The following is a 25,708-nucleotide window of genomic DNA, read 5'->3' as shown; positions in this document are numbered from 1 at the left end:
CGCTCCAGGCAGGAGCGGACGTTATGGGTGGAGGGGTCTCATTTCGAGCCGCTCATTACTTGTCCATGTGCCGTTCAGCCTGTTCTTCAGGGACTACTGGATAGAGGTTCGTCAGTTCGCTCGCGTCGAGCGGACCTTCCTGGCGGAGTGCGCGCCCGAAAGCACGTCTCCGGACGGCGGAGGCGACGCATCCGGGGTCCGGATGGACCCACGCGCCGCGCCCCGGGAGGCGTGCCGCGGCATCCACCGCGACCCGTCCGTCGCACGCGACGACCCTCACGAGTGAGGTTCGGGGAGCGCGCTGCCGACAACCCAGGCAGGTTCTGACGGCGTCCACTCTACTCCCTCCGCTCGCGTGCGTCCTGCTCGGGCCCCCTGCTTCGGCGAATTCCCGCGATGTACGGGCTCAGGACTCCATCACGGAGTCGGGCTGGATGTCGATGCGGGCACCCGTGAGCTTCGCGGCGAGACGGGCGTTCTGGCCCTCCTTGCCGATCGCGAGCGAGAGCTGGTAGTCGGGAACGAGCGCGCGCACGGCCTTGAGGCCCGCGTCGACGACGAAGGCGCTCGTGACCTTGGCGGGGCTCAAGGCGTTCGACACGAACGTGGCGAGGTCGTCGGACCAGTCGACGATGTCGATCTTCTCCTCGCCCAGTTCGCTCGTGACCGAGCGCACCCGCGCGCCCAGCTCGCCGATGCAGGCGCCCTTGGCGTTGACGCCGGGCTGGGTCGCGCGCACCGCGATCTTCGTGCGGTGGCCCGCCTCGCGCGCGAGCGAGGCGATCTCGACGACTCCCGAGGCGATCTCGGGCACCTCGAGGGCGAAGAGCTTGCGCACGAGACCCGGATGCGTGCGGCTCACCGTGATCGAGGGGCCCTTGAGTCCCTTCGCGACGCTCGTGACGTAGACGCGGATGCGGTTGCCATGCGCGTAGTCCTCGCCCGGCACCTGCTCCTCGGGCGGCAGGATCGCCTCGACCGAACCGAGGTCGATGTGCACCATCCGCGGGTTCGGGCCCTGCTGGATGACGCCGGCGACGATGTCGCCCTCCTTGCCGCGGAACTCGCCGAGCACCTTGTCGTCGCCGATGTCGCGCAGACGCTGATTGATGACCTGCTTCGCGGCGAAGGCGGCGATGCGACCGAAGTCGTCGGGGCTGTCGACGGCCTCGCCGATGACCTCGCCCTCGTCGTCGAGCTCGGGCACGTAGATCGCCACGTGGCCGCTCTTCCGGTCGAGCTCCGCGCGCGCGCCCGACTCGGGCGTCTTGCCGGTGTGCTTGAGGTACGCCGTCAGGATGGCCTGCTCGATGATCTGAACCAGTTCGTCGAAGGGGATCTCCCGCTCCCGCTCCATGAGCCGCAACACGGCGAGGTCGATGTCCACGTCAGCCTCCGATATTCAGATCTCTGCGGCACCACGTGCGCGCCGCAACCGCCAACTCTACCCGAGCGGGGCACAAGAGGCACCGGACGATCGAACACTCGGGAACGTTGGGACGACGCGGATGCCCGCATCGGTCACACTGATGTCATGCCCGACGCGCGCGCCGAGTTCGAGGCCGTGTACCGACGGCATCTTCCCGCCATCAGCGCCTATCTCGCGCGTCGCGTCGCGCGCGACGACGTCGAGGACCTGGCGGCCGACGTGTTCGCGATCGCGTGGCGCAAGCGCACCTCCGTGACCTCGGGCGAGGAGCTGCCGTGGCTGTACCGCATCGCCTCGTACCAGGTCTCCAACCACCGCAGGCGGATCGCGATGCGACGCACCCTGCTCGGCGTGCTCGCCACCCCCGACTCGGCCCCGGCCGCCGACGCCCTGTTCGATACGGATCCGGAACTCGCCGCCGCGTGGCGCACGCTTTCCGCGCGACATCGCGAGGTGCTCGCCCTCGTCGTGCTCGAGGAGGTGCCGGTGGCCGAGGCCGCCATCGCCCTGGAGGTGAGCGCGAATGCCGTGAGCGTGCGTCTGCACCGGGCCAAGAAGGCGCTGGCCGACGCGCTCGAGGCCACGCGTGCCACGACGTCGCGACGTTCTTCCGACATTCCGGATGCCGGTGAAAGATCCGAGGCCCCCGCGACATAGACAGGGTATGGATCACGATCTCGACCCTCTCGCCCGACTGCGTGACGCAGCGGCGCACGCCTCCGCTCCCGAACTCGATCCCGCACTCGTCGCGGGTGCGCCCGATCGTCGTGCACCGCGTCTCGTGCGTCGCGGCCGCGTGGCGCGCGGCGCCGGCGTCGGCGTGACGGCGCTTGCGGCCGTCTCGGTCACCGCGCTCGTCATCGGCAACCCGTTCGCGACGCCTGCGCCGCTGTTCACGGCAGCGGGTGGGGGCGGCGGGGGCGCCGAGGCCTCCACGATGGCGGCGGACGCGCGCATGGCCCTGTGGGTCGACTACGACTATCAGGCGGGCGCAGGCCTGTCGACCGACGGGGGTCGCGGCAGCGTGTACGAACTGCGTCGCTCCGGTGAGCCGCGCGACGTCGCGCGGGGCGCGGCCGCCGCACTCGGGCTCGATGGAGACGCGACCGAATCGAGCTACTCGACACCCGAGTATCCGAGCTACGTCGTGGGGCCCGAGGACGGCAGTGCGCCGTCGCTCACCCTGTCATGGACGGGCGCCGGCGACTGGTGGTACAACGACCCGACCGCCTACCCCGAGCCCGTGTGCGACGACGTCACCACCACAGGCGACGACGGGGTCGAGATCAGCTACCCCGACTGCCGGGTGCCGGAGATTCCCGCCGCGCAGTCGAAGGCCCCGAGCGAGGCAGAGGCGCGTGACCTCGCCACCGCGCTCTTCGCCGCGACCGGCCTCGACGTGGCGCCCGCCGACATCCGCGTGACCGCCGACCCCTCACAGACCTACGCGTCGGCGAGCCTCGAAGTCGACGGTGTCGCCACCGCGCTCGAGTGGAGCGTCGGATGGTCGCCTCTCGGTCGCATCTCCTGGGCGAGCGGGCATGCCGTCGAGGTCGTCGAGCGCGGCGGCTACGACACGGTCTCCCCGCATCCGCGGTCGAACGCCTGGAGGACGGTCGTTGGTTCGGCGCCCCGGGTGCCGACTACTCGGGTGGCGCCGTGATGTTCGCGGCCGACAGCCTCGCCCGCCAAGGCAACCCCGACGACGCGGTGTCGTCGGACGGCGAGACCGGTGCGCCTGCCGACGGCGGCACCACGGCGCCCGACGCCGGCACGGGCGATGGCGTGTCGAGCGAACCGGGTGCGCCCGGCACGATCGAGCCCGCCCCGGCCAACCCCGACGGCGAACCGACGATCCTTCCCGAGCCGTTGCCCGACCCCGAGCAGCTGCCTGAGCCCGAGACCGTCACGGTCACGCTCGATCGGGCGGACGCGACCCTGCTGCTCGTCTGGGATGTCGACGGCAACGCCTGGCTCGTTCCCGGCTACGCCTACGAGCAGCCCGAGCAGGGCTTCTGGACCGCGGTGATCTCACTCGTCGAGGGCGTCATCCAGCTCCCCGAGCCGATGACCGCCGAGATCCTGCCCGCGGAGGAGGCCCAGTAGCGGCCGAGTCCCAAGGCCCGAGAATCGTGCGAGTTGGTCGTTTCCGCCGGGTGGATTCGACCAACTCGCACGATTCTCAGGCACCTCGCCGAGCCAGCGCGGCACAGGAGGCCCTCGGCACGGGCCGCCGCCGCCTCAGCCGAGCGAGGAGCGGAAGCGCTCCACGAGCTCGGATGCGGGAACCTCGGTGCGCTCGTTGCTGCGCCGATCCCAGAGCTCGACCACACCATCCGCCGCCCCTCGGCCCACGATCACGACCGTCGGCACGCCGAGCAGTTCCGCGTCGCCGAACTTGACGCCGGGCGACACCTTCGGGCGGTCGTCGTAGAGCACCTCGAAGCGCTCCGCCTCGAGCTCGCCGGCGAGGCGCGCACCGAGTTCGAACGCCACCTGGTCCTTGCCCGTGGCGACGACATGCACGTCGAAGGGGCGATCCCGCGCGGCCACAGCAGGCCCCGCTCGTCGGCCGTCGCTTCGGCGATCGCCGCGAGAATGCGCGTGACGCCGATCCCGTACGACCCCATCGTGACGGTCACGAGCTTGCCGTTCTCGTCGAGCACCTTCAGGTCGAGCGCCTCGGCGTACTTGCGTCCGAGCTGGAAGACGTGGCCGATCTCCATGCCGCGCGCGAGCTCGACCGGGCCGGAGCCGTCGGGGGCGGGGTCTCCCGCGCGCACCTCGGCGATCTCGACGGTGCCATCGAAGGTGAAGTCCCGTCCCGCGAGCAGCCCGAACACGTGCTTGCCCGAGACGTTCGCGCCGGTGATCCACGAAGTGCCGTCCACCACGCGAGGGTCCCCGAGGTAGCGGATGCCGGATGCCGATTCCTCGCCCAGCACCGGTCCCGTGGGCGACCACGGTCCGATGTAGCCCTTGACGAGCGCCGCATTCCTGTCGAAGTCGGCTTCGGTCGCAGGCTCGACGTCGGCGGGCGCGAACGCGACCTCGGCGCGCTTCATGTCGACCTCGCGATCCCCGGGAGCGCGACGACCACGAGCTCGCGAGTGCCGTCGAGATGGGTGAGGGCGAGCACGACGTTCTTGAGCGTGTCGGCAGCCGTCCAGGGGCGGTCCTCGCGCGCGTGCGACGCATTGGCGACATCCACCAAGGTCGCGATCGTCGGCGTGTCGGGGGTGTCGTGCACGACCGCGTCCGGCTGCCCGTCGAGAGGCAGCGCCTCGGGGGCGATCGTCGTGAACGCCTCGACGTTCGCGGCGTAGCCGCCCGCCGACCGCACGAAGGTGTCCTCGCCGATCGGGGTGGGGTGCAGGAACTCCTCGGACCGGGAACCACCCATGGCACCGGCGTCGGCCTGCACGATGACGTAGTCGAGCCCGAGGCGCGCGAAGATGCGCTCGTAGGCGTCCCGCTGCGCCTGGTAGGAGACGTCGAGTCCCGCATCGGTGTAGTCGAAGGAGTACGCGTCCTTCATCGAGAACTCGCGTCCCCGCAGCAGCCCCGCGCGCGGGCGGGCCTCGTCGCGATACTTGTCCTGGATCTGGAAGATCGTGAGCGGAAGGTCCTTGTAGCTCGAGTAGAGATCCTTCACGAGCAGGGTGAAGACCTCTTCGTGCGTGGGCGCGAGGAGATAGTCGGCGCCCTTGCGATCCTGCAGCCGGAAGATGTTCTCGCCGTACTCCTCCCAGCGTCCGGTCGCCTCGTAGGGCTCACGCGGCAGCAGCGCGGGGAATAGCACCTCCTGCGCACCTGCGGCCGCCATCTCCTCACGGATGACGCGCTCGATCTTGGCGCGCACACGCAGCCCCAGCGGCAGCCAGGCGAACACTCCCGGCGCCTGCCGACGGATGTACCCGGCGCGCACGAGCAGCTTGTGGCTGGTGGCCTCGGCGTCGGCGGGGTCTTCCTTCAGGGTGCGGACGAAGAGCTGAGACAGAAGGGTGGGCACCCGATTACTGTATCGGCGCCCCCTCACCGCTCGGTGTCGAAGGACCCGGTCACCCCGTGACGACGTTCTCGCCGACGGAGGACCGTGCCAGATCGAGCTCGATCGCCTGAACGGCGCCCACCACGCTCAGCTGCAGCGCCGCGACGTCGAAGACCCCGGTCGAGGCGGGATACGCCCAGTCGGGCGCCGGCAGCGCCGACCACGACGCGGGCTCGGCACCGGCGCCGGGTGCCGTGGGATCGTTCTGCACGTTGACGAGCAGGCCCATGAGGCCCGCCGACCCGAAAAGCCCGCCGAGGCTGTCTCCCAGCAGCACGACGACTCCGGATGCCGTTGCCGCCGCGGTCGAACCGAGAGTCGTCAGAGCGGGGGCCGCGACCCCGTCGAGCGACGTCGTGAGGATCGCGGCGATGCCGGGGCCGAGTGCGGCGAGCACCGCCGGGGTGAGACCGGTGAGGAGCGTGGTGACCGCGCCGCACAGCGTGGGCCCGATCACCACGATCGAACACAGCCCCGGGGTCTGGGCGAACCCCGCGGTCACGACCGCCGTTCCTGCGGCGAGCGCTGCCAGGCTCGCGTCGGTCGAGACGGTCAGGGTTCCGAGGGTGTTACCGAGCAGTGTGAGCGGTACCGAGAGCGAGAACTGCACCCGCACCAGGTCGAGCGCGGCGTCGAGACGGTCGACGACAGATGCCGTCCAGTCGTCGAGCGCGTCGCCCACCGCGGTGAGCAACGTCGAGAGCACCTCCCCGTCGATGAGCAGTTCGGTGTTCGGCGGCAGGCCGTTGAGATCGTCCTGGCCGTAGGTGGCGCCGAACAGGCTCTCGAGGTCGACGGTGATCACTCCGGTGGCGAGATCGATCGCGACGATGCCCTCGTCGTCGGTGATCGTGTCGTCGCCCAACTGCGACACGAGGAGAAGTCCGCCGTCACCAGAAGCGAGATCGTCGGCGTGCCGACGCCCAGGCCCGTGAGCAGCGGACCGAGGCCGTCCGGCCCGAGCACGGCGCCGGCGAGCGCGTCACGCAGGTCCTGATCGGCCGTGAGCCCGGCGAGCGCCGCCTCGAGCGACGTGACGGCAGACGACACCCCCGTCGTGAGCTGGGCGGTGAGCGGCGAGTCGAGTTCGAGGTCGAGACCGGCGATCGCGTAGTCGCGCAGGAGCGCGTCATCCACCGATCGCGCCCATGCCGCGTCGCACCCCGCGAGCGACGCGGCGGATGCGATCGCCCCGATACCGAGGCGTGCATCCGTGAGCTGTTGTGCGACGGCGTCCGAGAGGCTCTCGCCGAGCGCGCTGGTGAGCAGGGTGCCGAGCTCGATGGTTCCGAACCGCGGCCGTTCCTCCGGCGGCGCCGAGATCGCGTCGAAGTCGATGCCCCCGCCCTGGGTGATGCTTCCGGACGCCGCCGCCGACGAGGCGTCGTCGCTCGCACGGGCATATTGGCCGTAGGCACCCGCCTCGGTCGCGAGGGGCACACGCAGCACCTCGCCGAGGTCGAGGTTGATCGCGCCGAACGCGGCAGAGGCGACGAGCGGGTTCTGGTAGGCGTCGCCGCCGCTCGCCGGAACCTCCGTCGCGGAATCGGGGTCGGCGCTCGCTCCCGTGCCGTCGTCGGTCACACGCAGCCCCCGCACTTCGGAGACGGTGCCGAGGTCGAGGCCGAGCAGGGTGCCGCCCATGACGGTTCCGGATGCCGTGCTGGTTCCGAGATTCTCGAGCGTGCAGTCGAGGGCCGTGAGGTCGGTGCGGTCGTACTCGACATCCGTCCATGCGGCAGAGCTCGGCACCGTCGTGGAGACCACGAGTCCCGCGCCGAGCGCCAGGACAGCGGTGCTCGCAGCGAGGCGGCGGGGCGTGCGACGCATCCCGATCAGCCCCTCTGGCGACCCGACGGCCGCGTGATCGAGTGGCCACCCGCAGCGCGATGCCCAGAATGGCCAGCAGTGCCGCGAGCGCGAGCGGGATCGCCGCGCTCGCGCCGGTCGGGGGCATGCCGTCATCCGGCCCGGAACCGTCGACCTCCTCGACGTCTCCCGCCGCGGCGAATCCCAACGCGAACCGTGCGTCCCCGCCCTGCAGCTCGCCGGGCGCCGGCTCGGGGAACGCGATCGTCGCACGCAGGTAACGCTCCCCGTCGGCGGCGAGGGTGCCCAGGTCGATGATCTCGCTCGGCGCGATATCGATGAACGGTGTCACGGGCACGAGCACGGATGCGGCACCGGGGCAGCTCGCATCCGCCACCGGTCCCACGGGCGGCAGCCACGGCACGGAGCACTCCTCGATACCGATCAGGAGCCCCGCGCGGTCGGAGACGAGCACTCCACTGCTCATGATGCGCAGATCGAGCTGCCCCGGTGACTCCGCGTCCAACCGCAGGGTGAGCAGCCACTCGCCGTGATCTCCCGGGTCCAGATCGAGCTGCAGTTCACGGGGCTCGGCGTCGATCGTGAGCAGGCCGGGCGCCCCGTCGTCGACGATGTCTGCGGCAGCCGGCTGCGCGACCGCGAACGACGCGAGCACCGCGAGCGCGACGCTTGCGAGTCCCCCGAACACCACCCGTCTCATCCGCGGACCCCCTCGTCGGAGCGAGCCAGCGGCACGCCGGCGCGATGAGCAGGGCTGCGGGGCTCCGGCCACCAGGCCCACACGACGAGCAAGCCCGCGAGGCCCGCGAGCACCGGCACCGCCAGCCTGCCGCCGAGCAGGTCGAATACCGCTCCCCGAATGGCACGCCCGCGACGACCCGCCCCACGCGGGTGGCCACGTAGGGCGCGGGGTCGACCTGATCGTTGGCATCACCCTTCAGCACCAATCGCGCGCCGGCTCCCGCAGGCGTCACCTCGACCGCGCGGTGCGTCACCGGGCTGCCGTCGGCACGCATGACGGTCACGACGTCGCCCGGTCGGATCTCACGGGCGTCGACGTCCTGTGCCACCAGCACCGACCCGGCGGGAAGGTCCGGCGACATCGAGCCGGTCGCGAGGCGTACGAGCTGGAACCCCACGAGAGGCGCGGCGGCGGCGAGCAGCGCGAGCAGCCCCGCCGCGCCTGCAAGCGCGATGAGGACGCTCTGCGCGATGCCTGCCCACCGATGGGCAGGCATGCCCGCCTCCGGGGTCACCTCCGGCATCCGCCCACCGAGTGGGCGTCTCACGAGCACGAGCTGCCGCGTGGTCAGGACACCGAGACCGCGTCGAAGTGCCAGACCGGCGCGACGGTGTCGCCCTGCAGCGCCGTGTCGTCCGCGAAGGCACTGGGGAACGTCAGGGCAAAGCAGACGACCTGCTCGGTGCCGGGCGTCGAGGCATCGGCCGCCGCGGCGAGTGAGAACGTGCTGCCACTGCTCGCGCTCAGTGCCGACCCGACGGCCTGCAACTCGGTTCCGGTCGTCGCGTAGGCCGCTGCCGTGCATCCGGTGGTGTCATCCATCACGCGTGCTCCATAGCTGAGCGCCGCGGAGAGCGTGTCGGCCACCACGGCGGTATCGGCCGCGAGGGTGAGCGAACCGCCGAGCGAACCGGCGACCGTGCGCAGCCGCACGTACCCATAGACGGTGTCCCCGGGGCTCAGTGCCGCGGCCTGCGCCGAGAAGTCGACGACGTTGGCTCCTGCCTCGGTCTCGTAGTGACCCCAGTCGGCATCCCCCGCCGCGAACTGCTCGACCTCGAACGTCGACGCCGTCACGCCCGCGTCATTGCCGGCGCCGCCCGTCACCCACTCGATGTCGGTCCACGCTGCGAGCGAGGGAACCGTGATGCCCGCCGCAAGCACGATCCCGCCGGCCGCGATCGCCAGTGCCTTGTTCCGAGAGCGCGCACGCCGCGCCTCGACCCGAATTCCGCCCATGAGTCGTCTCCTGATCGTCAGGGACCAGAGCGAAGGTCGGAACGGGCTCCGTCGCCCTGATCCTTTGTGCCCATCATGGCTTGGGTGCTCAGAGCGTTCTACCCCCGTTGGGGCCGCCGACGACAGCTGGAGCGCGTCAGCTCGTGACGACGACGGGCTCCCCGACGGGCGCGTCGGCACCCATCTCGTCGGCAATGCGCTGCGCCTCGGCGATGAGGGTCGCCACGATCTCCGACTCGGGGACGGTCTTGATGACCTCGCCCTTCACGAAGATCTGCCCCTTGCCGTTGCCGGAGGCGACCCCGAGATCGGCCTCACGCGCCTCACCGGGACCGTTCACGACGCATCCCATGACGGCGACGCGCAGCGGCACGGTCATGCCCTGCAGCCCCTCGGTGACCGAGTCGGCCAGCGTGTAGACATCGACCTGGGCGCGTCCGCACGAGGGGCACGACACGATCTCGAGCTTGCGCTCGCGCAGGTTGAGCGACTGCAGGATCTGCAGCCCCACCTTGACCTCCTCGGCGGGCGGCGCCGAGAGCGAGACGCGGATGGTGTCGCCGATGCCCTCGGAGAGCAGGATGCCGAACGCCGTCGCCGACTTGATGGTGCCCTGGAACGCGGGGCCGGCTTCGGTGACGCCGAGGTGGAGCGGCCAATCGCCGCGCTCGGCGAGCATCCGGTACGCCTTGACCATCACGATCGGGTCGTTGTGCTTGACGGAGATCTTGAAGTCGTGGAAGTCGTGCTCCTCGAACAGGCTCGCCTCCCAGACCGCGCTCTCGACGAGCGCCTCGGGGGTGGCCTTGCCGTACTTCTCCAGCAGGCGCGGGTCGAGGGAGCCCGCGTTCACCCCGATGCGGAGGCTCACGCCTGCGGCCTGCGCCGCCTTCGCGATCGCCCCGACCTGGTCGTCGAACTTGCGGATGTTGCCCGGGTTCACGCGCACCGCCGCGCAGCCCGCGTCGATCGCCTGGAAGACGTACTTCGGCTGGAAGTGGATGTCGGCGATCACCGGGATCTGGCTCTTCTTCGCGATGATGTGCAGCACGTCCGCGTCGTCCTGGCTCGGCACCGCGACGCGCACGATGTCGCATCCGGATGCCGTGAGCTCGGCGATCTGCTGCAGCGTCGCGTTGATGTTCGTGGTGGGCGTCGTCGTCATCGATTGCACGCTCACGGGCGCGTCGCCGCCCACGAGCACCTTGCCGACCTTGATCTGGCGGGACTTGCGACGCGGGGCGAGCACCTCGGCGGGAGCCCCTCGGTCGGCTGAACGGGGCAACCCGATGTTCACGGCTGGCACACGCCCAGCTTAGGACGGCTTCCTGGGGGATGCCGGGGTGCCCCGGCGCGGTACGCTCTGCGAGACTCTCATGTCCCGCTACCCGAACGAGGACTTCATGCGCACCACCACGTCTCGTACGCGCCGCGCCACGGCATCACTTCTCGCTCTCGCGCTCGCCGTCGGCGGTGCGGTGCTCGCGACGCCGTTCAGCGCGGTCGCCGACGACATCGGCTTCAGCGTCGATGACTTCGCCGGCAACTCGATGGGCACGCGCGAGCTCGTGCCGCAGGCCGGTAACTGCGACGTCACGGGGAGCACCAACCTCACCATCGCGAGCGGCACGATGCGCGTCGACGTCGGCGCGCACGATGCGCTCGGATGCAACCATGCGTCCGCGAAGGTCCGCTGGACCGCGCCCACCTCGGTCGATCTCGAGCAGGGCGGCGCCGACCGCGTCGACCTCCGCTACCGCGACGTCGTCCCCAACCAGCCCTCGGCCGTGACCTTCGGCGTCGAGGCCGTCGACATCAACGGCAAGGTCGCGGGCGCCTACGGTCTGACGCGAAACGGCGGCCCCGCGGGCGACTGGCTCACGATCCGCTACGCACCCGAGTCCCCCGGAGACGTCGCCGTCTTCGCCTTCCCCCGGGCTTCGACCGCCACCAGGTCAAGAGCATCACGCTCATCATCTCGACGCCCGCCAACCACCAAGACATCTCGGTGACCTTCGAGGGCATCGGCACGAACGTCGGCGAACCCAGCTATGAGGCCCCGTCGATCGGCGGCCCCGGCACCTACGCCTTCCCGCCGTCGACGACCACGACCCACACCATCACCGTCACCGGCAACCCGGCACCCGATGTGTCGGTCACCGGCAAGCCCGCCTGGATGACGGTCACGACGTCCGCCACGAGCGGCGGCACGTCCCTCGTGCTGAGCGGCAACCCGGGCACGGCGTACGTCGACACGAGCATCGACGTGCACGCCGATGTCGCCAACAGCCTCACGGCGGATCGCACACTGCGGGTTGTCGTGCCCTCACCCGTGACGGTCGGCTACGCGACGAACACGACCCTCGTCGGCCAGGCGGGTCCGCTCACGCTCGGCACGGCGTCGTCGACACCCGCCGCCGGCATCCTCGGGCCGACCACCGGCCTGCCGCCCGGCACGACGATCGCGATGTCGGGTGGCTCGGTCGTGCTCACCGGCACGCCGACCACGGCGGGAGACTACTCGATCGCCACGACCGTCGGCACCGAGTGGTCGAGCGCCGCCTTCGCGCGCTCCTCCGCGTCGGGCAGGTGCCCGTCGTCACGCCGCCGGCTGCGATGGCTCTCGTGCGCGACGAGGCGATCACCCCGTTCTCGGTGGTCGCGACGGGCTACCCGGCGCCGACGTTCTCGGCCACCGGGCTTCCCGCCGGGCTCACGATGACCGCGGCGGGCGTCGTGTCGGGAACGCCGACGACCAATGTCAGCGCCGATGTCGCCATCACCGCGACGAACGAGTTCGGCAGCTCGACCGAGCACGTCACGATCCTCGTCGGCGACCTGCCCGGGGTGACGGCACCGAGCGCTTCGCACGTGGTCGCCGGCACGGCGCAATCGCTCGAGCTCGTCACGGCGGGCGCGCCGAGCTCGGTCACAGCGACGGGTCTCCCGAGCGGTCTCGGCGTCATCCTCAACGGGACCACGTGGTCAGTGACCGGCACGCCCGGTCGCCCCGCCGACGTAGCCGCGGCATCCGGCGTCGCCACCTTCACGGCGACCAACGCGATCGGCACGAGCCAGGCCACCTGGTCGTGGGTCGTGGATGCCGAGCCGCTCGTGACCGGGCCGGCGAGCGCCTCGACCACGGTCGGCACGGCTCTCACCGGTGCCGAGGTCGTCGCCGACGGCTACCCGGTGCCCACCTTCACCGTCACCGACCTGGGCGGCGGCACCCCGTCGCTTCCCGCCGGACTGTCGGTCGACGCTTCGACGGCGGGCACCCTGCGGATCGTGGGCACGCCGAGTACCGCGGGCACCGTGCAGCTGCGCATCGTCGCCTCGAACGGCATCGGCGCCGACGCCGTGCACCTGCTCACGATCAGCGCCCTCGCCGCACCCGCGTTCGCGGATGCCGCTCCCGAACTCACGGTGCAGGCCGGGTCGAGCGCGACCCTCGAACTCGAGTGGAGCGGTCACGAACTGCCGACGCTGACCCCGCCGGCCGCGCTACCCGCGTGGCTCGACTTCGACGCGACGACGGGCGTGTTCTCGGCCACGCCGCCGGTGGGTGTCTCGGGTCAGTTCGGCCCGTTCACGGTGACAGCCACCAACACGACAGGCAGCGCCACCGCGTCCGTCTCGGTCGTGGTGACGGCGCCTGCAACGCTCACTCCCGTCGGGGACCGCGATGCCCAGCAGGGCGTCGCGATCGCGGGTGACACGATCGGAAGCTACGCCGGATACCCCGCCCCCGCGATCACGGCGACAGGGCTTCCCGCCGGACTCACCATCGCGGGAACAGGCGGACAGCTCGTGCTGAGCGGCACACCCACGGCCGCCGGGGGCACGTACCAGGTCACCGTGCAGGCGGACAACGGCGTCGGTGCCGCCGTGAGCGAGGCCTTCGTGCTCACGGTCACGGTTCCCGCGACCCTGACCGCGCTTGCTCCCGTCTCGGTACCCGTCGACGTCGCCCTCGACATCGCCGTGACGGCAGCCGGCTACCCCGCTCCGACCCTGCTCGCCACGGGCCTGCCCGCGGGGCTGACGCTCGGCGCGGACGACCACATCACCGGCGTGCCGACGACCTCAGGCACCTTCACGGTCACCATCTCGGCCCAGAACGGCATCGGCCTGGACCCCGCCCCGATCGACCTCGAGCTCACCGTGCGCGCCGCGCCCGTCATCCAGGTCTCGCCGGGGAGCGGCAACGCAGGCAGCGCCGTGCACGTGCAGGCAACCGGGTTCCAGCCGGGCGAGAGCGTCAACGTCGAACTGCATTCGACGCCGCGACTGCTGGCCACCTTCACAGCGGACCTCGCCGGCGCGATCGACGGCTCGGTGACGATCCCCACGGATGTCGACCCCGGCAGCCACTCGATCGTGGTCATCGCGGCATCGGGCGCCACTGCGTCCGCAGGGTTCACGGTGCTCGCTGCCGCGGGATCCGGGCTCGCCAGCACGGGTGCCGCGCCCGCGGGCGACCTCACCCTGGCGGGGCTGCTCCTCGCAATCGGTCTCGTGCTCGCGGCCACGGGACGACGCCGGCGCGCTACTCTCACGAGGTGACCGGCAGCGTCTCCGCGCCTCTGCATCACCGGCTCCGTCCCGCGGTGGGACGGGACCCGGATGAGTCGCATCGCGCGGCGAGCCCGCTCGAGCTGCTCTACGACCTGACCTTCGTCATCGCCTTCGGCGCCACCTCGGTGCAGTTGGCGCACACGATCGCGATGGGGCATACCGCGAGCGGCCTGCTCGCCTTCGCCTTCGCGACGTTCGCGGTGAGCTGGGCGTGGATCAACTACTCGTGGTGGGCGTCGGCCTTCGACACCGACGACTGGTTCGTGCGGCTCATGACCCTCGTGCAGATGGTGGGGGTGCTCATCCTGAGCCTCGGCGTGCCTGAGGTGTTCGCGGGCATCGAGGAGGGGCGGCTGGAGCCCGGCGTCGTCGTGCTCGGCTATGTGGTGATGCGGCTCGGCATGCTCGCCCTCTGGATCCGCGTGGCCGTACAGGATCGCGTTCACCGACGCACGGCGCTCACCTTCATCGTGTCGCTCGCGCTCGCCCAGTGCGGATGGATCGCGCTCGGCCTCGGGCACCCGCCGCTGGTCGCGGGGTTGCTCGCCGCCGTGCCGCTCTACCTCATCGAGACCGCGGGCCCCATCGTGGCCGAACGGCGCTTCACGAGCACGCCGTGGCATCCGCACCACATCGCGGAGCGGTATTCGCTGCTCACGATCATCACGCTCGGCGAGGTGATCCTGGGCACGGCATCGACCATCAGCGCGATCGTGCAGGAGTCGGGCTGGACCGTCGACGCGGGCATCGTGGGCTTCGCCGGCACCGCACTCGCCTTCGCCCTGTGGTGGACGTACTACATGATGCCGTCGGGCGTGCTGCTCGCCCGTTTCCGGGGGCGCGGCTTCGTCTGGGGATACGGGCACCTCGTCGTGTTCGGCGCCCTCGTGGCCACCGGAGCGGGTCTCGATGTCGCGGCGATGGCGACCGAGGGCGAAGCACAGCTCTCGGCGCTCGCGATCGCCTCGGCCGTCGCGATTCCCGTGATCGTGCTGCTGCTGGCCTTCTTCGCGCTCTACTCGCTGCTCATCGGAACCTTCGACCCGTTCCACGTGGTGCTGATCGTCGGCGCCGTCGCGATTCTGGGGACCTCGATGTTCGTCGCCTCGGCCGGGGCACCGCTCGCCGTGTGGCTGAGCCTCGTCGTGGCCGCCCCCGTCGTGGTGATCGTGGGCTACGAGACGATCGGACACCGCCATCAGGCGGCGCGCCTCGCTCTGCTGCTCGCCGACGACGCGCCGGGCGCCGGAGCCTAGAACTCCCGCCGCATCACGACGCGGCGCAGCGTGGGCTGCGAGACGACCTGCATTCCCGCCGCCTCGAACATGCTCGGCGTGCCGACGTAGAGCTCACCCCAGATCTCCTGCTTGCCGGGCGCGAGCTGCTTGGGGTAGCCCTCGACGGCACGCGCACCGTTGGCTCGAGCGTGCTCGACGGCCGCGATCGCGAGCGCGGTGCTCACGCCCTGCCGACGGAAACCGGTGCGCACCGCGAAGCACACGATCGCCCAGACCCCGTCGTCGGCCGGGTCTTCCTCACGCCCCGCCCACGGCACGCGCGTACGCGCGAGGCGCACGTAGTGCGAGCGGGGCTCGACGGCGCACCACCCCACTGGTTCGTCGCCGAGGAAGGCGACGATGCCGCTCGTCGTGGCGGCGTTCGGGTGCCCGCACGCGGTCTGCTCGCGCAGGCGCGCCTGCTTCTGCTCGTGCGGCATCGCCGCGAACTCGTGATCCCGCACCAGGAACCACTGACACTGGCAGCCCGCGGCATCGCCGCGCTGCCCGAACACGGTCTGCAGCTGCTCCCAACTCACCTCGTTCGCGGGCAGCACGCGGAGTTCCGCCATCATCGTCTCCGACATGACGTCATCCTGCCAGCTCCCGCCGACAGCGGTGCGGCGCGCTACTGCAGCGTGACGGGGTTGACGATGTCGGCGTAGATCAGCAGAGCGCTCGAGATCCCGAGGATCGCCACGATCACCAGCGTCACGGGAACAAGCCGTGCGATGTCGACCGGTCCGGGATCGGCCTTTCCTGCGAGCTTCGCGATGCGGCGCCGGATCGCCTCCCACAGCGCTCCCGCGACGTGTCCCCCATCGAGCGGCAGCAGAGGGATGAGGTTGAAGACGAAGAGAGCCACGTTGAGCGCGGCGAGCATCTGGATGAGGCTCGCGGCCCGGTCTGCAACGGGTGCGGCGTCGAGCGCGGTGATCTCACCGGCGAGCCGTCCTACCCCGACGACGCTGATCGGTCCGTTCGGATCGCGCTCGTCTCCCCGAACGCCGCTTGCGCGACCTGCACGAGCCGCTGCGGCAGCGTCACGATGATCTTGCCGACCGCGACGGTGTTGTCCCACACCGCCGGCAGCACCGCCGTGACGGGCTGCTGCACCTTCTCGGATGCGGGCCCCACCCCGATGAACCCGACGGCCTGGGTGACGGGCTGCCCGTCGGCATCCAGCACGGGCTGACCGCTCGCATCGAAAACGGGCCGCTCGGTGAGCTTCGGCGTCACGTCGAGCGTCAGTTCGGCGCCGTCGCGCTCCACGACGAAGGCGACCTCCTCGTCCGGGTGCGCACGGATGAGCTCGCTGCCCTGGTCCCAGCTCGTCACCGGGGTGCCCGCGATCGAGATGAGGCGATCGCCGGGTCGCAGCCCCGCGGCCGCCGCCGGGGCCGCCGGATCGGATGCCGTGCACTCGGTCTGCGAGGCATCCGTCACGACGCACTCGTTCACCACGCCGAGCGTCGTCGAGGCCTGGTAGACGCCGAAACCGCACAGCACGACCGCATAGAGCACGATCGCGATGAGCAGGTTCATGGTCGGCCCACCGAGCATGATCACGATCCGCTTCCACACCGGGAGCTTGTAGAAGACGCGGTCTTCGTCGCCCGGCGCGATCGTCTCGGCCGACTGGTCGCGCGCGTCCTGCACGAGGGTGTCGAGGAACCCGGTGCTCGCCGTGCGCGCCTCACCACCCGCGCGCTCGGGCGGATACATGCCCGCCATCGAGATGTAGCCACCGAGCGGGATGGCCTTCACCCCGTACTCCGTCTCGCCGCGCTTGCGCGAGAAGAGCGTCGGGCCGAAGCCGATCATGTACTGCCCGACCTTGACCCCGAATCGCTTCGCGGGGATCAGGTGGCCGAGCTCGTGGAGACCGATCGAGAGCGCGAGGCCCACCACCACCACGACGATGCCGAGCACGTAGAGCAGCACGGTTTCCACGGCGCCAGGCTAGGGCACCGGCGCTGGGAGCATGCCCAGGCGCGGCTGTGGGCTCACCAGGCGCGTCGGCGGCGTCGCTCGGTACGACGGTGCACGATGCCGCCCACGATCACGATGAGCAGCATGATGCCGAAGACCGTTGCGGCCGCCGCGATCGCGACGCCGAGCGGGAGGCCGCCGATCTGCACGTACTTGGTCCGCGTCTCGATGGGCGTGTAGTCGGCGCGCTCCCCGTCGAGGTGATCGTCAGATCGCCGGTGATCTGGGTGGCGGGATCGGCGAAGTACGCCTCGACGACCGTGAGGTACGGACCGAACTGCACAAGACCGGCCCTGTCGACGGGGCCCGCCCATGCGACGGATCCCGCGACCGTGCCGTCGGGGAAGGTCGCCTGCATGCCGTCGTCGCCGAACAGGTACAGCCGCACCGTCTGCGGGGTGGTGGCCGCCTGCGACAGCAACAGCGGGTAGACCATCTCGGTCGTGGCGAACTCGAACCGCACCGGATCCAGCGCACCGTCGAGCGGTTCCTCTCCCGTGAGCTTGAGCGCCGCGAACGACCACCCGCGTGCGATGTAGTCCGCGAACAGGGTCTGCACGACTGGGTCGATGGCGTAGCCGTTCGAGGTGAGCCAGGTCTGCAGGCCCGCGGCATCGGATGCGGCGAGCGTCACCGCCTGGATCGGCCCGAGATCCACCTCCGAGAGCACCTCCGGAGCGCCGCCGGCGGCCGAGCCGTCGCCCGGCGAACCCCACCAGTCCTCGACCGTCTCCACGATCGGTGCCGTCTGCTCGTCGAGGGCGTCGAAGATCGACGATTCGCCGAGACTCACCGTCGCGGGCGTGGGAGTGGGCACCACGAGACCTGTGTCGGCGCCGTCGGCGAGCATGTCGAGCACCATGTCGATGCGTTCGTTCGTGCCGTCGAAGGTCACGAGCGCATGCTCCTCGCCGACCGAGACGACCGTGCCGCCGGGCGGGGTCGGTGCACCGCACGCACACGCTGCGGCGGGTGTCGCGAGGCCGAGCGCCGTGAGGCACGCGGCGAGCATCGCGGACGCCGCGACTCCGGCGGTCAGGCGTTTCGTCATCCGTTGACCCCTCCTGCCAGCAGGCGATCGGCCTCGTCGCGAGCCCATGACTCGGCGGCGAGCACTCCCTCGAGAGTGGCAGGCCCGGGCTCGTGGGCGTCGACGACCCGCCGAACGGTCTCGACGATGCCGAGGAACGGCACCCGGTGGGCATGGAATGCCTCGACGGCCTGTTCGTTCGCCGCGTTGTAGACGGCAGGGAAGGTGCCGCCGAGCTCTCCGACGCGCCGCGCGAGCGCGACGGCAGGGAAGGTCGCGTCATCCAGGGGTTCGAAGGTCCACTGCTGCGCGCGCGTCCAGTCGAGCGGGACCCCGACTCCCGGCACACGGTGCGGCCAATCGAGGCCGAGCGAGATCGGCAGGCGCATGTCGGGCGGCGAGGCCTGCGCGATCGTCGAGCCGTCGACGAACTCGACCATCGAGTGCACGATCGACTGCGGGTGCACCACGACCTCGATGCGGTCGTAGGGGATGCCGAACAGCAGGTGCGCCTCGATCACCTCGAGGCCCTTGTTGACGAGGGTCGCGGAGTTCGTCGTGACGACGCGGCCCATGTCCCAGGTGGGATGGGCGAGCGCCTCGGCAGGCTGCACCTCGGCCAGCTGCTCGCGCGTGCGCCCGCGGAACGGCCCGCCGGATGCGGTGACGACGAGTCGACGCACCTCGCCGTGCCGCCCGGACCGGAGCGCCTGCGCGAGCGCGGAGTGCTCGGAGTCGACGGGCACGATCTGCCCCGGCGCCGCCGCGGCGAGTACGAGCTCGCCGCCGACGATCAGGCTCTCCTTGTTGGCGAGCGCGAGCGTCGCGCCGCTCTCGAGGGCCGCGAGGGTGGCTGCGAGGCCCACCGAGCCCGAGATGCCGTTGAGCACCACATCCGCGATCCCCTCGCGGATCAGGGCGACGGTCTCGTCGATGCCGAGGGCCGTGCGCGTGACCCCGGTCTCGCTCGCCTGCCGGGCGAGGGCATCCGCGTTCCTGCCCGCGGTGAGCCCCACGAGTTCGAAGCGCTGCGGATTCGCAGCGATCACCTCGAGAGCCTGGGTACCGATGGATCCGGTGGATCCGAGGACGAGAACGCGGCGACGGCTCATGGGCCGAGCCTAGCGAGGCGTGCGGCCCGGGCCGGGCGACATCAGCTCGCCGCGGAGTCCTTGATGTCGATGAGGAACACGAGGGTCTGCCCGCCGAGTTGCGCGGCGTTCGGGTCGGTGCCGTAGGCGTAGATCGGGGGAATCGTCACGAGCACGGTCGAGCCGACCTTCTGCCCGACGAGCGCCGCCCCGAAGCCCGGCACGACGCCGGTCGTCGCGAAGGTCGCGGGCGACTTACTGAAGCTCTCGTCGAACACCTCGCCCGTGTCCCAGCTCATGCCGAGGTAGTCGACGGTGACGCTGTCGCCGTCGCCCACGACCGCTCCGTCACCCTCGGTGAGCACGGTGAGCATGAGGTCGGCGGGCGGGTCGGTCTCGGGCAGGGTGATGGTCGGCGTGCCGTCGTCGGCGCGCACGACCTTCGGGACGTCGGTGGTCCATTCGGTCATCGCATCGGCGGCCGAGGGGATGATGTCGATCACGTCGAGCACGAAGACGAGCGCCTGTCCGCCCTCCACGCCGAGCTGCTGGCTTCCCGCATCGCCGAAGCCCTCGGCCGGAGGCACGACGCCCACCACGCGCGAGCCCACGGTCGAGCAGATGAGGGTCGACTCCAGGCCGGGAAGCAGGCCGTCGACCGCGATCGTCTCGGCGTCGCTCGTGTAGTCGGTCTGGGTGAGCACATCGCCCGTGGTGCCGTTGTAGAGCGTGAACTGCAGGCTCGCGGTGGCGCCGCGGGTGATCGCGTCGCCCGTGCCCTCGATCGCGACGGTGCGCTGCGTCGCGTCGACCGTCATCGGCGCATCGAACGACACGGTCGGCGCGGTTCCGAAGTCGCCGGTGACCGTGACCGCATCCGAGGCGGCGCCGCCGCCGACACACGCGTCGGACGCACCGTCTGGCGTGCTGTTCGTGTCGGGTTGGGCGCTCGAGCAGCCCACGAGGGCGACCGCGAGGGCGGCGACGGTCAGGAGGGGAAGGGCGCGGGGCACGGAGGACTCCTCGGGATGCGGGCGGAAACACCCCATCCTCCCGCACCCAAGCTTGGCGCGGGGTGTGCACGCCGCGCGTCGTCCGCAGACGCATCCGTCGCCAGGAGCCACCGCCCAGGGGCCGCCGCCTACACTCGATCCATGCCCTTCAGCGTGTCTCAGGAGCGCAAGCTCGTCACCGAGATCCCCGGTCCGAAGTCCCGCGCCCTGCAGGAGCGTCGCATCGCATCCGTCTCGCGCGGGGCGGGCACTCTCGCGAACATCTACATGGAGCGCGGCTCGGGGCGATCCTCGTCGACGTCGACGGCAACCAGCTCATCGACCTCGGGTGCGGCATCGGCGTCACGACCGTGGGCCACGCCCATCCGGAGGTCGCCCAGGCCGTCGCCGAGCAGGCCGCGAAGCTCACCCACACGCTCTTCACCGTGACGCCGTACGAGAACTACGTGCGCGTCGCCGAGAAGCTCGCCGAGATCACGCCCGGCGACTTCGAGAAGCACTCGATCCTGGTGAACTCCGGAGCGGAGGCGGTCGAGAACGCCGTCAAGATCGCCCGTCGTTTCACGGGCCGCCGCGCGATCGTCAGCCTCGACCACGCCTTCCACGGGCGCACCAACCTCACGATGGCCATGACCTACCGCCCCTGGCCGGAACGTGCCGGGATGGGGCCGTTCCCGGGCGAGCTGTACTCGGTGCCGATCTCGTATCCCTTCCGGGATGGGCTCACGGGTGAGGAGGCCGCCGCGAAGACGATCGACTACATCCAGACCCACATCGGGGCCACCGAGGTCGCCGCCTTCTTCGCCGAGCCGATCCAGGGAGACGGCGGCATCGTCATCCCCGCTCCCGGCTACTTCGCCGCGATCAAGCGTTTCTGCGAGCAGAACGGCATCGTCTTCGTGGCCGATGAGATCCAGGCGGGCATCGCCCGCACGGGTGCGTGGTACTCGATCGAGCACCACGGGGTCGTTCCGGATCTCGTCACGAGCGCCAAGGGCATCGCGGGCGGGATGCCGCTCGCTGCCGTCACGGGACGCGCCGATATCATGGATGCCGTGCAGCCGGGGGCATCGGCGGCACCTTCGGCGGTAACCCGGTGTCGACGGCCGCGGCGCTCAAGGTCTTCGAGATCATCGAACGCGACGACCTCATCGGAGAGGCCCAGCGTGTCGAACGCACCCTCACGTCGCGCATCGGCGACTGGCCCGAGCGCTTCGGCGTCGTCGGCGAGGTGCGCGGAAAGGGCGCGATGTTCGGCATCGAGCTCGTACACCCCGGTACCACCACACCGCATCCGGAGGCTCTCACGACCGTGTTGCGCCACGCCACGACCAACGGCGTCATCGCGCTCGACGCGGGCTCGTGGGACTCGGTGCTGCGGTTGCTGCCGAGCGTCGTGATCAGCGACGAGCTGATCGACGAGGCCGCCGGCGTGCTCGAAGAAGTCCTCGCGACCCTCTGAGCCCGCCGTGCCCCACGAGCTCACCGGATCTCCGCCCCAGCCCGCCGTCGACCCGTTCCGGCTGACCGGGATCGACGATCCGCCGCCCACGCGTCCCCGTCGCGACCGCACGCGCTGGAGCCGCTGGTTCTCACTCGGCCTGCTGCTCGCCGTCATCGCGACCGTGCTCGTCGCCGCCCCGTGGGATGCCGAGCGGCGCCAGGCGTACGCCGACCAGTGGATCGTCTGGACGGAGCCGCCGCCGCAACGGATCGATGCACTCGCCGAGAAGCTCGAGCTCACCGAGGTGGGGCGCCGGATCTTCTTCGCGAGCCGCCCGCAGCTCGACGGGGCCGACGACTTCCAGCAGCACTGCCCGCTTGAGGGCGACATCGTGCTCGGCTGCTACGGCGGGCAACGCATCTACGTGTACGAGGTGACCGACGAGCGTCTCTCCGGCACGATCGAGGCGACCGCCGCGCACGAGTTGCTGCACGCCTATTACGACCGGCTCGGCCCCGACGAGACGGCGCGTATCGACGAGCTCGTGGCCGACTACGTCGCCACCCTGCCCGATGACGACGAGAACGCCCGGATCGTGGATGGATACCCGGCTGGGCAGCGCGCCGACGAGTGGCACTCGCGCCTGGGCACCTCCTACGCCGAGCTACCCGGCGCGCTCGAGACTCACTACGCCGAGGTGTTCCACAATCGCGCCCGGATCGTGGAGTTCGCGGCCGACTCGATGGCCCAGCTCGAGGGCTACACCGACCGTATCGAGCAGCTCTCGACCGAGCTCGCGGCCACGTCCGACGACCTCGAGGCGCGATCCGCGGCGTACGACGCCGCGATCGCGAAGCTCGACGAGGACATCGCAGACTTCAACACCCGAGCCGCGAAGCCGGGCGGCATCCCGTCGCAGAGTCAGTACGACTCCGAGCGCGCGGCGCTCCAGAAGCGCATCGACACCCTCGAGGCGGACCGGAAGCAACTCAACCTCGATGTCGAGGCCTACAACGCCAAGCTCGAGGAGCTCAAAGCGCTCGACGCGGAGCGCGCGGAGTTGTTCTCCCACCTCGACAGTCGCACGTCGAAGCACTGAGACGGTCGCGCACGCGGTGGCCGAGCCGACGGGATTCCGCCGGTCTACTCCCCCAGCGGGTCGTCGGCCAACCGGATCACGGGCTTGTGACGTACGGGGAAGTTGACCGACGCAGCGATGAAGCACTTCTGCGACGCTTCATGGTGCGCCTCGAGGGCATCGGCGGGGTCACCCGCCGCGATCGTCACGACGGGCCGCAGCGTCGCCTCGGTGAAATGGCCGCCGCCGTCTGCGGTCTGCTCCATCTCGCCCGTCGCGTCGTCGGTGTAGGCCGTCACGACGATGCCCCGGCTCGCGGCGACGTGGAGGTAGCTCAGCAGGTGGCACTGACTGAGGGCGGCCAGCAGCAGCTCCTCGGGGTTCCAGCGCTCCCGGTCGCCGTGGAAGGCACGGTCGCTCGAACCGGCGAGCTCGTGCAGTTTGCCCTCGGAACGCACGACGTGGTCGCGGCCGTAGGCGCGGTAGCCCGAGGTGCCCGTTCCGCGATTACCTGTCCATTCAACTGATACCGCGTAATGATGGCGCAAATCCATGGGAATCCTTACTCCAAGCAAGCCACAGCTACGGAATCAGCATCATCCGGGGTTCGAGTGCGCGAGGTAGGATCGCTGCTATGACCGACACGCTGACCTCCTCAACGGTAGCGCCGCTCGCGCTCGAGCGTCGCCTCGCGACCGCGATTCCGGGCCCGCGGTCGATCGAGCTGCAGGAGCGCCGACGCCAGGTCGTCTCGGACGGGGTCTCGAGCGCGCTTCCGGTGTTCATCCAGCGCGCGCACGGCGCGATCCTCGTCGACGTCGACGGCAACCAGTTCATCGATCTCGGCGCGGGCATCGGCGTCACGACGATCGGTCACACGGATGACGCGGTCGTCGCCGCGGCCGCCGCCCAGCTCGCCGACGTCACCCACACGCTCTTCACGATCACGCCCTACGAGGAATACGTGCGCGTCGCCGAGCTGCTCGCCGCGCACACTCCCGGCGACTTCGCCAAGAAGACCGTGCTCGTGAACTCGGGAGCCGAGGCCGTCGAGAACGGTGTCAAGATCGCCCGCAAGCACACCGGTCGCGCCGGTGTCGCGGTGCTCGAGCACGCCTATCACGGCCGCACCAACCTCACGATGGCCATGAACTTCAAGGCCGCCCCCTACGCGACCGGCTTCGGCCCCTTCGCGGGCGACGTCTATCGCGCCCCGAACTCCTACCCGCTGCACGACGGGCTCAGCGGCGCCGCTGCCGCCCAGCGCACCATCGCCTACCTCGAGAAGACGGTGGGCGCATCCGACCTCGCCTGCCTCGTGGTCGAACCGATCCAGGGCGAGGGCGGCTTCATCGTGCCCGCCGACGGCTACCTGCCCGCGTTGCAGGAGTGGTGCACGGCGAACGGCATCGTGTTCATCGCCGACGAGATCCAGTCGGGCATGGCCCGCACGGGCGCCTGGTTCGCCTCGGAGCACTTCGGCCTCGTGCCCGACCTCGTGCTCTCGGCCAAGGGCATCGCGGGCGGTCTGCCGCTCGCCGGCGTCACGGGGCGTGCGGAGATCATGGATGCCTCCCAGCCCGGTGGACTCGGCGGCACCTTCGGCGGGAACCCGGTCGCGTGCGCCGCGGCGATCGCCGTGTTCGAGCGGATCGAGCGTGATGGCATGCTCGCCGAGGCCAGCCGGATCGAAGCGGGCCTGCGCTCGGCGCTCGAGGCGCTCCAGCAGCGGTATCCGGTGATCGCCGAGATCCGCGGTATCGGCGCGATGATCGCGATCGAGCTGCTCGATCCCGACACGCATGCACCGCGCGCCGACCTCGTGGCCGCGATCGCCGCCGAGGCCGCGCAACGCGGCGTGCTGCTGCTCACCGCCGGCACCTACGGCAACGTGCTGCGCTTCCTGCCAAGCCTCGCCCTCTCGGACGAGCTGCTCGCCGACGCGATGGATGTGCTCTCCGACGCCTTCGCAGCGGCGACCGCGTGACCGCTGCCCTCGAGGCGTCGAGTTCCGTCGAACTCGCGATCGCGGAGCGCTCGGGCTGGCCCGAGTCGCGGCACCTCGGCGCGGCGGTGCTGGTCGATGCGGAGGGGCGCGTCGTGCGCGCTCTCGGCGATCCGACCGCCCTCATCTACCCGCGTTCGACCCTCAAGCTCGTGCAGGCCGCCGCCGTCGAGTTGCTCGGCGTCGTGTTCGATGCCGAAGAGACCGTGCTCTCGGCGGCGAGCCACTCCGGCACGCCCGCCCATGTCGCTGTCGTCGAGCGCATGCTCGCTCGGGCAGGGCTCGACGCCTCGGCGCTGCGGTGCCCCGCCGACTGGCCGAGCGATCCGGCGGCGCGGCGGGCGGCATCCGGACCCCAGCGCATCACGATGAACTGCTCAGGAAAGCACGCGGGCTTCCTCGCGGCAGCGGCGGAGCGCGGCTGGCCCCTCGAGAGCTACCTCGACCTCGATCACCCGATGCAGCGGCAGGTGCGCGAGCTCACCGCGCAGCTGTCGGGTGAGCAGCCCGCGCACTGGGGCGTGGACGGATGCGGTGCCCCGGTTCCCGTGATGAGTCTCGTGGGCCTCGCGCGGGCGGTGTCGCACACCGCGCGCGGCGGCACCGTGCTGGGCGATGCGATCCGCGCCCATCCGTGGGCGATCGACGGCCCGGGGCGCAGCAACACCGTCACGATCGAGCGCACGGGACTCGTCGCGAAGCTCGGGGCGGAGGGCGTGCTGGTTCTCGTCACCCCTGCAGGTGAGGCCGTCGCCGTCAAGGTCCTCGACGGCGCGCATCGCGCGACGACTCCGGTCGCCCTCGAGCTCCTGGTGCGCGAGGGGCTGCTGCCGCGGGAGGTGGCGGAGGAGACCGCGGCCGCCATCGCGCCCGCGACGACGACGCTGCGCGTCGCCTTCTGACGCGGGC

General features: G+C 70.8%; 22 protein-coding genes and 3 pseudogenes. 11 read left to right on the top strand and 14 right to left on the bottom strand.

Annotated elements, in window-relative coordinates:
- Positions 1-55 precede the first annotated feature (55 nt).
- Together QQK29_RS13095 and nusA are read right to left on the bottom strand one after the other, a co-directional pair.
- Positions 56-337, bottom strand: a complete 282-nt coding sequence (locus QQK29_RS13095) for a YlxR family protein (protein WP_284300895.1) — start codon at positions 335-337, stop codon at positions 56-58.
- A gap of 69 nt (positions 338-406) precedes the next feature.
- The gene (gene nusA, locus QQK29_RS13090; protein ID WP_284300893.1) at positions 407-1,387 is read right to left on the bottom strand and encodes a transcription termination factor NusA; all 981 of its coding nucleotides are present in this window, start codon (positions 1,385-1,387) and stop codon (positions 407-409) included.
- Positions 1,388-1,534: 147 nt separating this feature from the next.
- Between nusA and QQK29_RS13085 the strand changes: the two genes are divergently transcribed.
- Genes QQK29_RS13085 through QQK29_RS13075 form a run of 3 tightly spaced genes read left to right on the top strand, consistent with a single transcriptional unit; the run spans position 1,535 to position 3,535 of the window.
- Complete coding sequence (locus QQK29_RS13085) at positions 1,535-2,086, top strand: RNA polymerase sigma factor (RefSeq protein ID WP_284300891.1); 552 nt, start codon at positions 1,535-1,537, stop codon at positions 2,084-2,086.
- 7 nt (positions 2,087-2,093) lie between these two features.
- Positions 2,094-3,092 carry a hypothetical protein gene (locus tag QQK29_RS13080; RefSeq protein WP_284300889.1) on the top strand — a complete coding sequence of 333 codons (999 nt, stop codon included), beginning with the start codon at positions 2,094-2,096 and terminating at the stop codon, positions 3,090-3,092.
- Positions 3,089-3,535, top strand: coding sequence for a hypothetical protein (locus tag QQK29_RS13075; protein WP_284300888.1), 447 nt, complete (start codon positions 3,089-3,091; stop codon positions 3,533-3,535). The genes QQK29_RS13080 and QQK29_RS13075 overlap by 4 nt, the downstream gene beginning before the upstream one ends.
- 135 nt (positions 3,536-3,670) lie before the next feature.
- Here QQK29_RS13075 and QQK29_RS13070 read toward each other — a convergent pair.
- The 6 genes and pseudogenes from QQK29_RS13070 to ispG all read right to left on the bottom strand — a co-directional run bounded on the left by QQK29_RS13070 (position 3,671) and on the right by ispG (position 10,597).
- Positions 3,671-5,441 (bottom strand): annotated as a pseudogene (locus QQK29_RS13070) (proline--tRNA ligase).
- A gap of 49 nt (positions 5,442-5,490) precedes the next feature.
- Positions 5,491-6,354: a hypothetical protein gene (locus QQK29_RS13065; RefSeq protein ID WP_284300886.1), complete on the bottom strand. Its 864-nt coding sequence runs from the start codon at positions 6,352-6,354 to the stop codon at positions 5,491-5,493.
- Entirely contained in the window at positions 6,282-7,310 is a 1,029-nt protein-coding gene (locus QQK29_RS13060) for a choice-of-anchor G family protein (protein WP_284300884.1), read from the bottom strand. Before QQK29_RS13060 ends, QQK29_RS13065 begins: the two co-directional genes overlap by 73 nt.
- 560 nt (positions 7,311-7,870) lie before the next feature.
- Positions 7,871-8,548, bottom strand: coding sequence for a signal peptidase I (locus QQK29_RS18755; protein ID WP_431308700.1), 678 nt, complete (start codon positions 8,546-8,548; stop codon positions 7,871-7,873).
- Positions 8,549-8,619: 71 nt separating this feature from the next.
- The gene (locus QQK29_RS13055; RefSeq protein WP_284300882.1) at positions 8,620-9,291 is read right to left on the bottom strand and encodes an acyl-CoA dehydrogenase; all 672 of its coding nucleotides are present in this window, start codon (positions 9,289-9,291) and stop codon (positions 8,620-8,622) included.
- A gap of 136 nt (positions 9,292-9,427) precedes the next feature.
- Positions 9,428-10,597, bottom strand: a complete 1,170-nt coding sequence (gene ispG, locus QQK29_RS13050) for a flavodoxin-dependent (E)-4-hydroxy-3-methylbut-2-enyl-diphosphate synthase (RefSeq protein WP_284300880.1) — start codon at positions 10,595-10,597, stop codon at positions 9,428-9,430.
- Positions 10,598-10,667: 70 nt separating this feature from the next.
- Here ispG and QQK29_RS13045 point away from each other — a divergent pair, with 70 nt between their 5' ends.
- From QQK29_RS13045 to QQK29_RS13030, 4 genes are read left to right on the top strand one after another with little or no spacing between them, the layout of a single operon-like run.
- The gene (locus QQK29_RS13045; RefSeq protein WP_284300878.1) at positions 10,668-11,303 is read left to right on the top strand and encodes a hypothetical protein; all 636 of its coding nucleotides are present in this window, start codon (positions 10,668-10,670) and stop codon (positions 11,301-11,303) included.
- Positions 11,300-12,013: a hypothetical protein gene (locus QQK29_RS13040; RefSeq protein ID WP_284300876.1), complete on the top strand. Its 714-nt coding sequence runs from the start codon at positions 11,300-11,302 to the stop codon at positions 12,011-12,013. Before QQK29_RS13045 ends, QQK29_RS13040 begins: the two co-directional genes overlap by 4 nt.
- A complete protein-coding gene (locus tag QQK29_RS13035) occupies positions 11,908-13,857 on the top strand; it encodes a putative Ig domain-containing protein (protein WP_284300874.1) in 1,950 nt (649 codons plus the stop codon). The genes QQK29_RS13040 and QQK29_RS13035 overlap by 106 nt, the downstream gene beginning before the upstream one ends.
- Positions 13,854-15,125, top strand: coding sequence for a low temperature requirement protein A (locus tag QQK29_RS13030; RefSeq protein WP_284300872.1), 1,272 nt, complete (start codon positions 13,854-13,856; stop codon positions 15,123-15,125). Before QQK29_RS13035 ends, QQK29_RS13030 begins: the two co-directional genes overlap by 4 nt.
- Here QQK29_RS13030 and QQK29_RS13025 read toward each other — a convergent pair.
- The 5 genes and pseudogenes from QQK29_RS13025 to QQK29_RS13005 all read right to left on the bottom strand — a co-directional run bounded on the left by QQK29_RS13025 (position 15,122) and on the right by QQK29_RS13005 (position 20,272).
- The gene (locus QQK29_RS13025) at positions 15,122-15,733 is read right to left on the bottom strand and encodes a GNAT family N-acetyltransferase (RefSeq protein WP_284300870.1); all 612 of its coding nucleotides are present in this window, start codon (positions 15,731-15,733) and stop codon (positions 15,122-15,124) included. The two genes, QQK29_RS13030 and QQK29_RS13025, sit on opposite strands and share 4 nt — an antisense overlap.
- A 41-nt stretch (positions 15,734-15,774) precedes the next feature.
- Positions 15,775-17,099: pseudogene (locus QQK29_RS13020) on the bottom strand (M50 family metallopeptidase).
- Positions 17,100-17,208: 109 nt separating this feature from the next.
- A complete protein-coding gene (locus tag QQK29_RS13015) occupies positions 17,209-18,189 on the bottom strand; it encodes a DUF2330 domain-containing protein (RefSeq protein ID WP_284300868.1) in 981 nt (326 codons plus the stop codon).
- Positions 18,186-19,280: a 1-deoxy-D-xylulose-5-phosphate reductoisomerase gene (gene dxr / locus QQK29_RS13010; protein WP_284300866.1), complete on the bottom strand. Its 1,095-nt coding sequence runs from the start codon at positions 19,278-19,280 to the stop codon at positions 18,186-18,188. The genes QQK29_RS13015 and dxr overlap by 4 nt, the downstream gene beginning before the upstream one ends.
- 41 nt (positions 19,281-19,321) lie before the next feature.
- On the bottom strand, positions 19,322-20,272 hold the full coding sequence (locus tag QQK29_RS13005) for an FKBP-type peptidyl-prolyl cis-trans isomerase (RefSeq protein ID WP_284300864.1): 951 nt from the start codon (positions 20,270-20,272) through the stop codon (positions 19,322-19,324).
- A gap of 141 nt (positions 20,273-20,413) precedes the next feature.
- Between QQK29_RS13005 and QQK29_RS13000 the strand changes: the two are divergent.
- Positions 20,414-21,734 (top strand): annotated as a pseudogene (locus QQK29_RS13000) (aminotransferase class III-fold pyridoxal phosphate-dependent enzyme).
- Positions 21,735-21,741: 7 nt separating this feature from the next.
- A complete protein-coding gene (locus QQK29_RS12995; protein ID WP_284300862.1) occupies positions 21,742-22,815 on the top strand; it encodes a coiled-coil domain-containing protein in 1,074 nt (357 codons plus the stop codon).
- A gap of 44 nt (positions 22,816-22,859) precedes the next feature.
- Here the strand turns inward: QQK29_RS12995 and QQK29_RS12990 are convergent, their stop codons facing one another.
- Positions 22,860-23,348, bottom strand: a complete 489-nt coding sequence (locus tag QQK29_RS12990) for an OsmC family protein (protein ID WP_284300860.1) — start codon at positions 23,346-23,348, stop codon at positions 22,860-22,862.
- A gap of 80 nt (positions 23,349-23,428) precedes the next feature.
- Between QQK29_RS12990 and gabT the strand changes: the two genes are divergently transcribed.
- Together gabT and QQK29_RS12980 are read left to right on the top strand one after the other, a co-directional pair.
- A complete protein-coding gene (gene gabT, locus QQK29_RS12985; protein WP_284300858.1) occupies positions 23,429-24,781 on the top strand; it encodes a 4-aminobutyrate--2-oxoglutarate transaminase in 1,353 nt (450 codons plus the stop codon).
- Positions 24,778-25,701, top strand: a complete 924-nt coding sequence (locus tag QQK29_RS12980; RefSeq protein WP_284300855.1) for an asparaginase — start codon at positions 24,778-24,780, stop codon at positions 25,699-25,701. The genes gabT and QQK29_RS12980 overlap by 4 nt, the downstream gene beginning before the upstream one ends.
- Positions 25,702-25,708: the final 7 nt, after the last annotated feature.

The sequence above is a fragment of the Homoserinibacter gongjuensis genome, assembly GCF_030161875.1.
Taxonomy (GTDB): domain Bacteria; phylum Actinomycetota; class Actinomycetes; order Actinomycetales; family Microbacteriaceae; genus Homoserinibacter; species Homoserinibacter gongjuensis.
Note: the sequence above shows the minus strand (reverse complement) of the source record. Positions and strands in the feature narration are given on the sequence as shown.

What these genes read in the sequence shown, in the direction of transcription:
- QQK29_RS13085 (WP_284300891.1), top strand. Translation starts at nt 1,535, where the DNA reads ATGCCCGACGCGCGCGCCGAGTTCGAGGCCGTGTACCGACGGCATCTT.
- QQK29_RS13080 (WP_284300889.1), top strand. Translation starts at nt 2,094, where the DNA reads ATGGATCACGATCTCGACCCTCTCGCCCGACTGCGTGACGCAGCGGCG.
- QQK29_RS13060 (WP_284300884.1), bottom strand. Translation starts at nt 7,310, where the DNA reads ATGCGTCGCACGCCCCGCCGCCTCGCTGCGAGCACCGCTGTCCTGGCG.
- QQK29_RS18755 (WP_431308700.1), bottom strand. Translation starts at nt 8,548, where the DNA reads ATGCCTGCCCATCGGTGGGCAGGCATCGCGCAGAGCGTCCTCATCGCG.
- QQK29_RS13055 (WP_284300882.1), bottom strand. Translation starts at nt 9,291, where the DNA reads ATGGGCGGAATTCGGGTCGAGGCGCGGCGTGCGCGCTCTCGGAACAAG.
- QQK29_RS13045 (WP_284300878.1), top strand. Translation starts at nt 10,668, where the DNA reads ATGTCCCGCTACCCGAACGAGGACTTCATGCGCACCACCACGTCTCGT.
- QQK29_RS13035 (WP_284300874.1), top strand. Translation starts at nt 11,908, where the DNA reads ATGGCTCTCGTGCGCGACGAGGCGATCACCCCGTTCTCGGTGGTCGCG.
- QQK29_RS13025 (WP_284300870.1), bottom strand. Translation starts at nt 15,733, where the DNA reads ATGTCGGAGACGATGATGGCGGAACTCCGCGTGCTGCCCGCGAACGAG.
- QQK29_RS13015 (WP_284300868.1), bottom strand. Translation starts at nt 18,189, where the DNA reads ATGACGAAACGCCTGACCGCCGGAGTCGCGGCGTCCGCGATGCTCGCC.
- dxr (WP_284300866.1), bottom strand. Translation starts at nt 19,280, where the DNA reads ATGAGCCGTCGCCGCGTTCTCGTCCTCGGATCCACCGGATCCATCGGT.
- QQK29_RS12990 (WP_284300860.1), bottom strand. Translation starts at nt 23,348, where the DNA reads ATGGATTTGCGCCATCATTACGCGGTATCAGTTGAATGGACAGGTAAT.
- gabT (WP_284300858.1), top strand. Translation starts at nt 23,429, where the DNA reads ATGACCGACACGCTGACCTCCTCAACGGTAGCGCCGCTCGCGCTCGAG.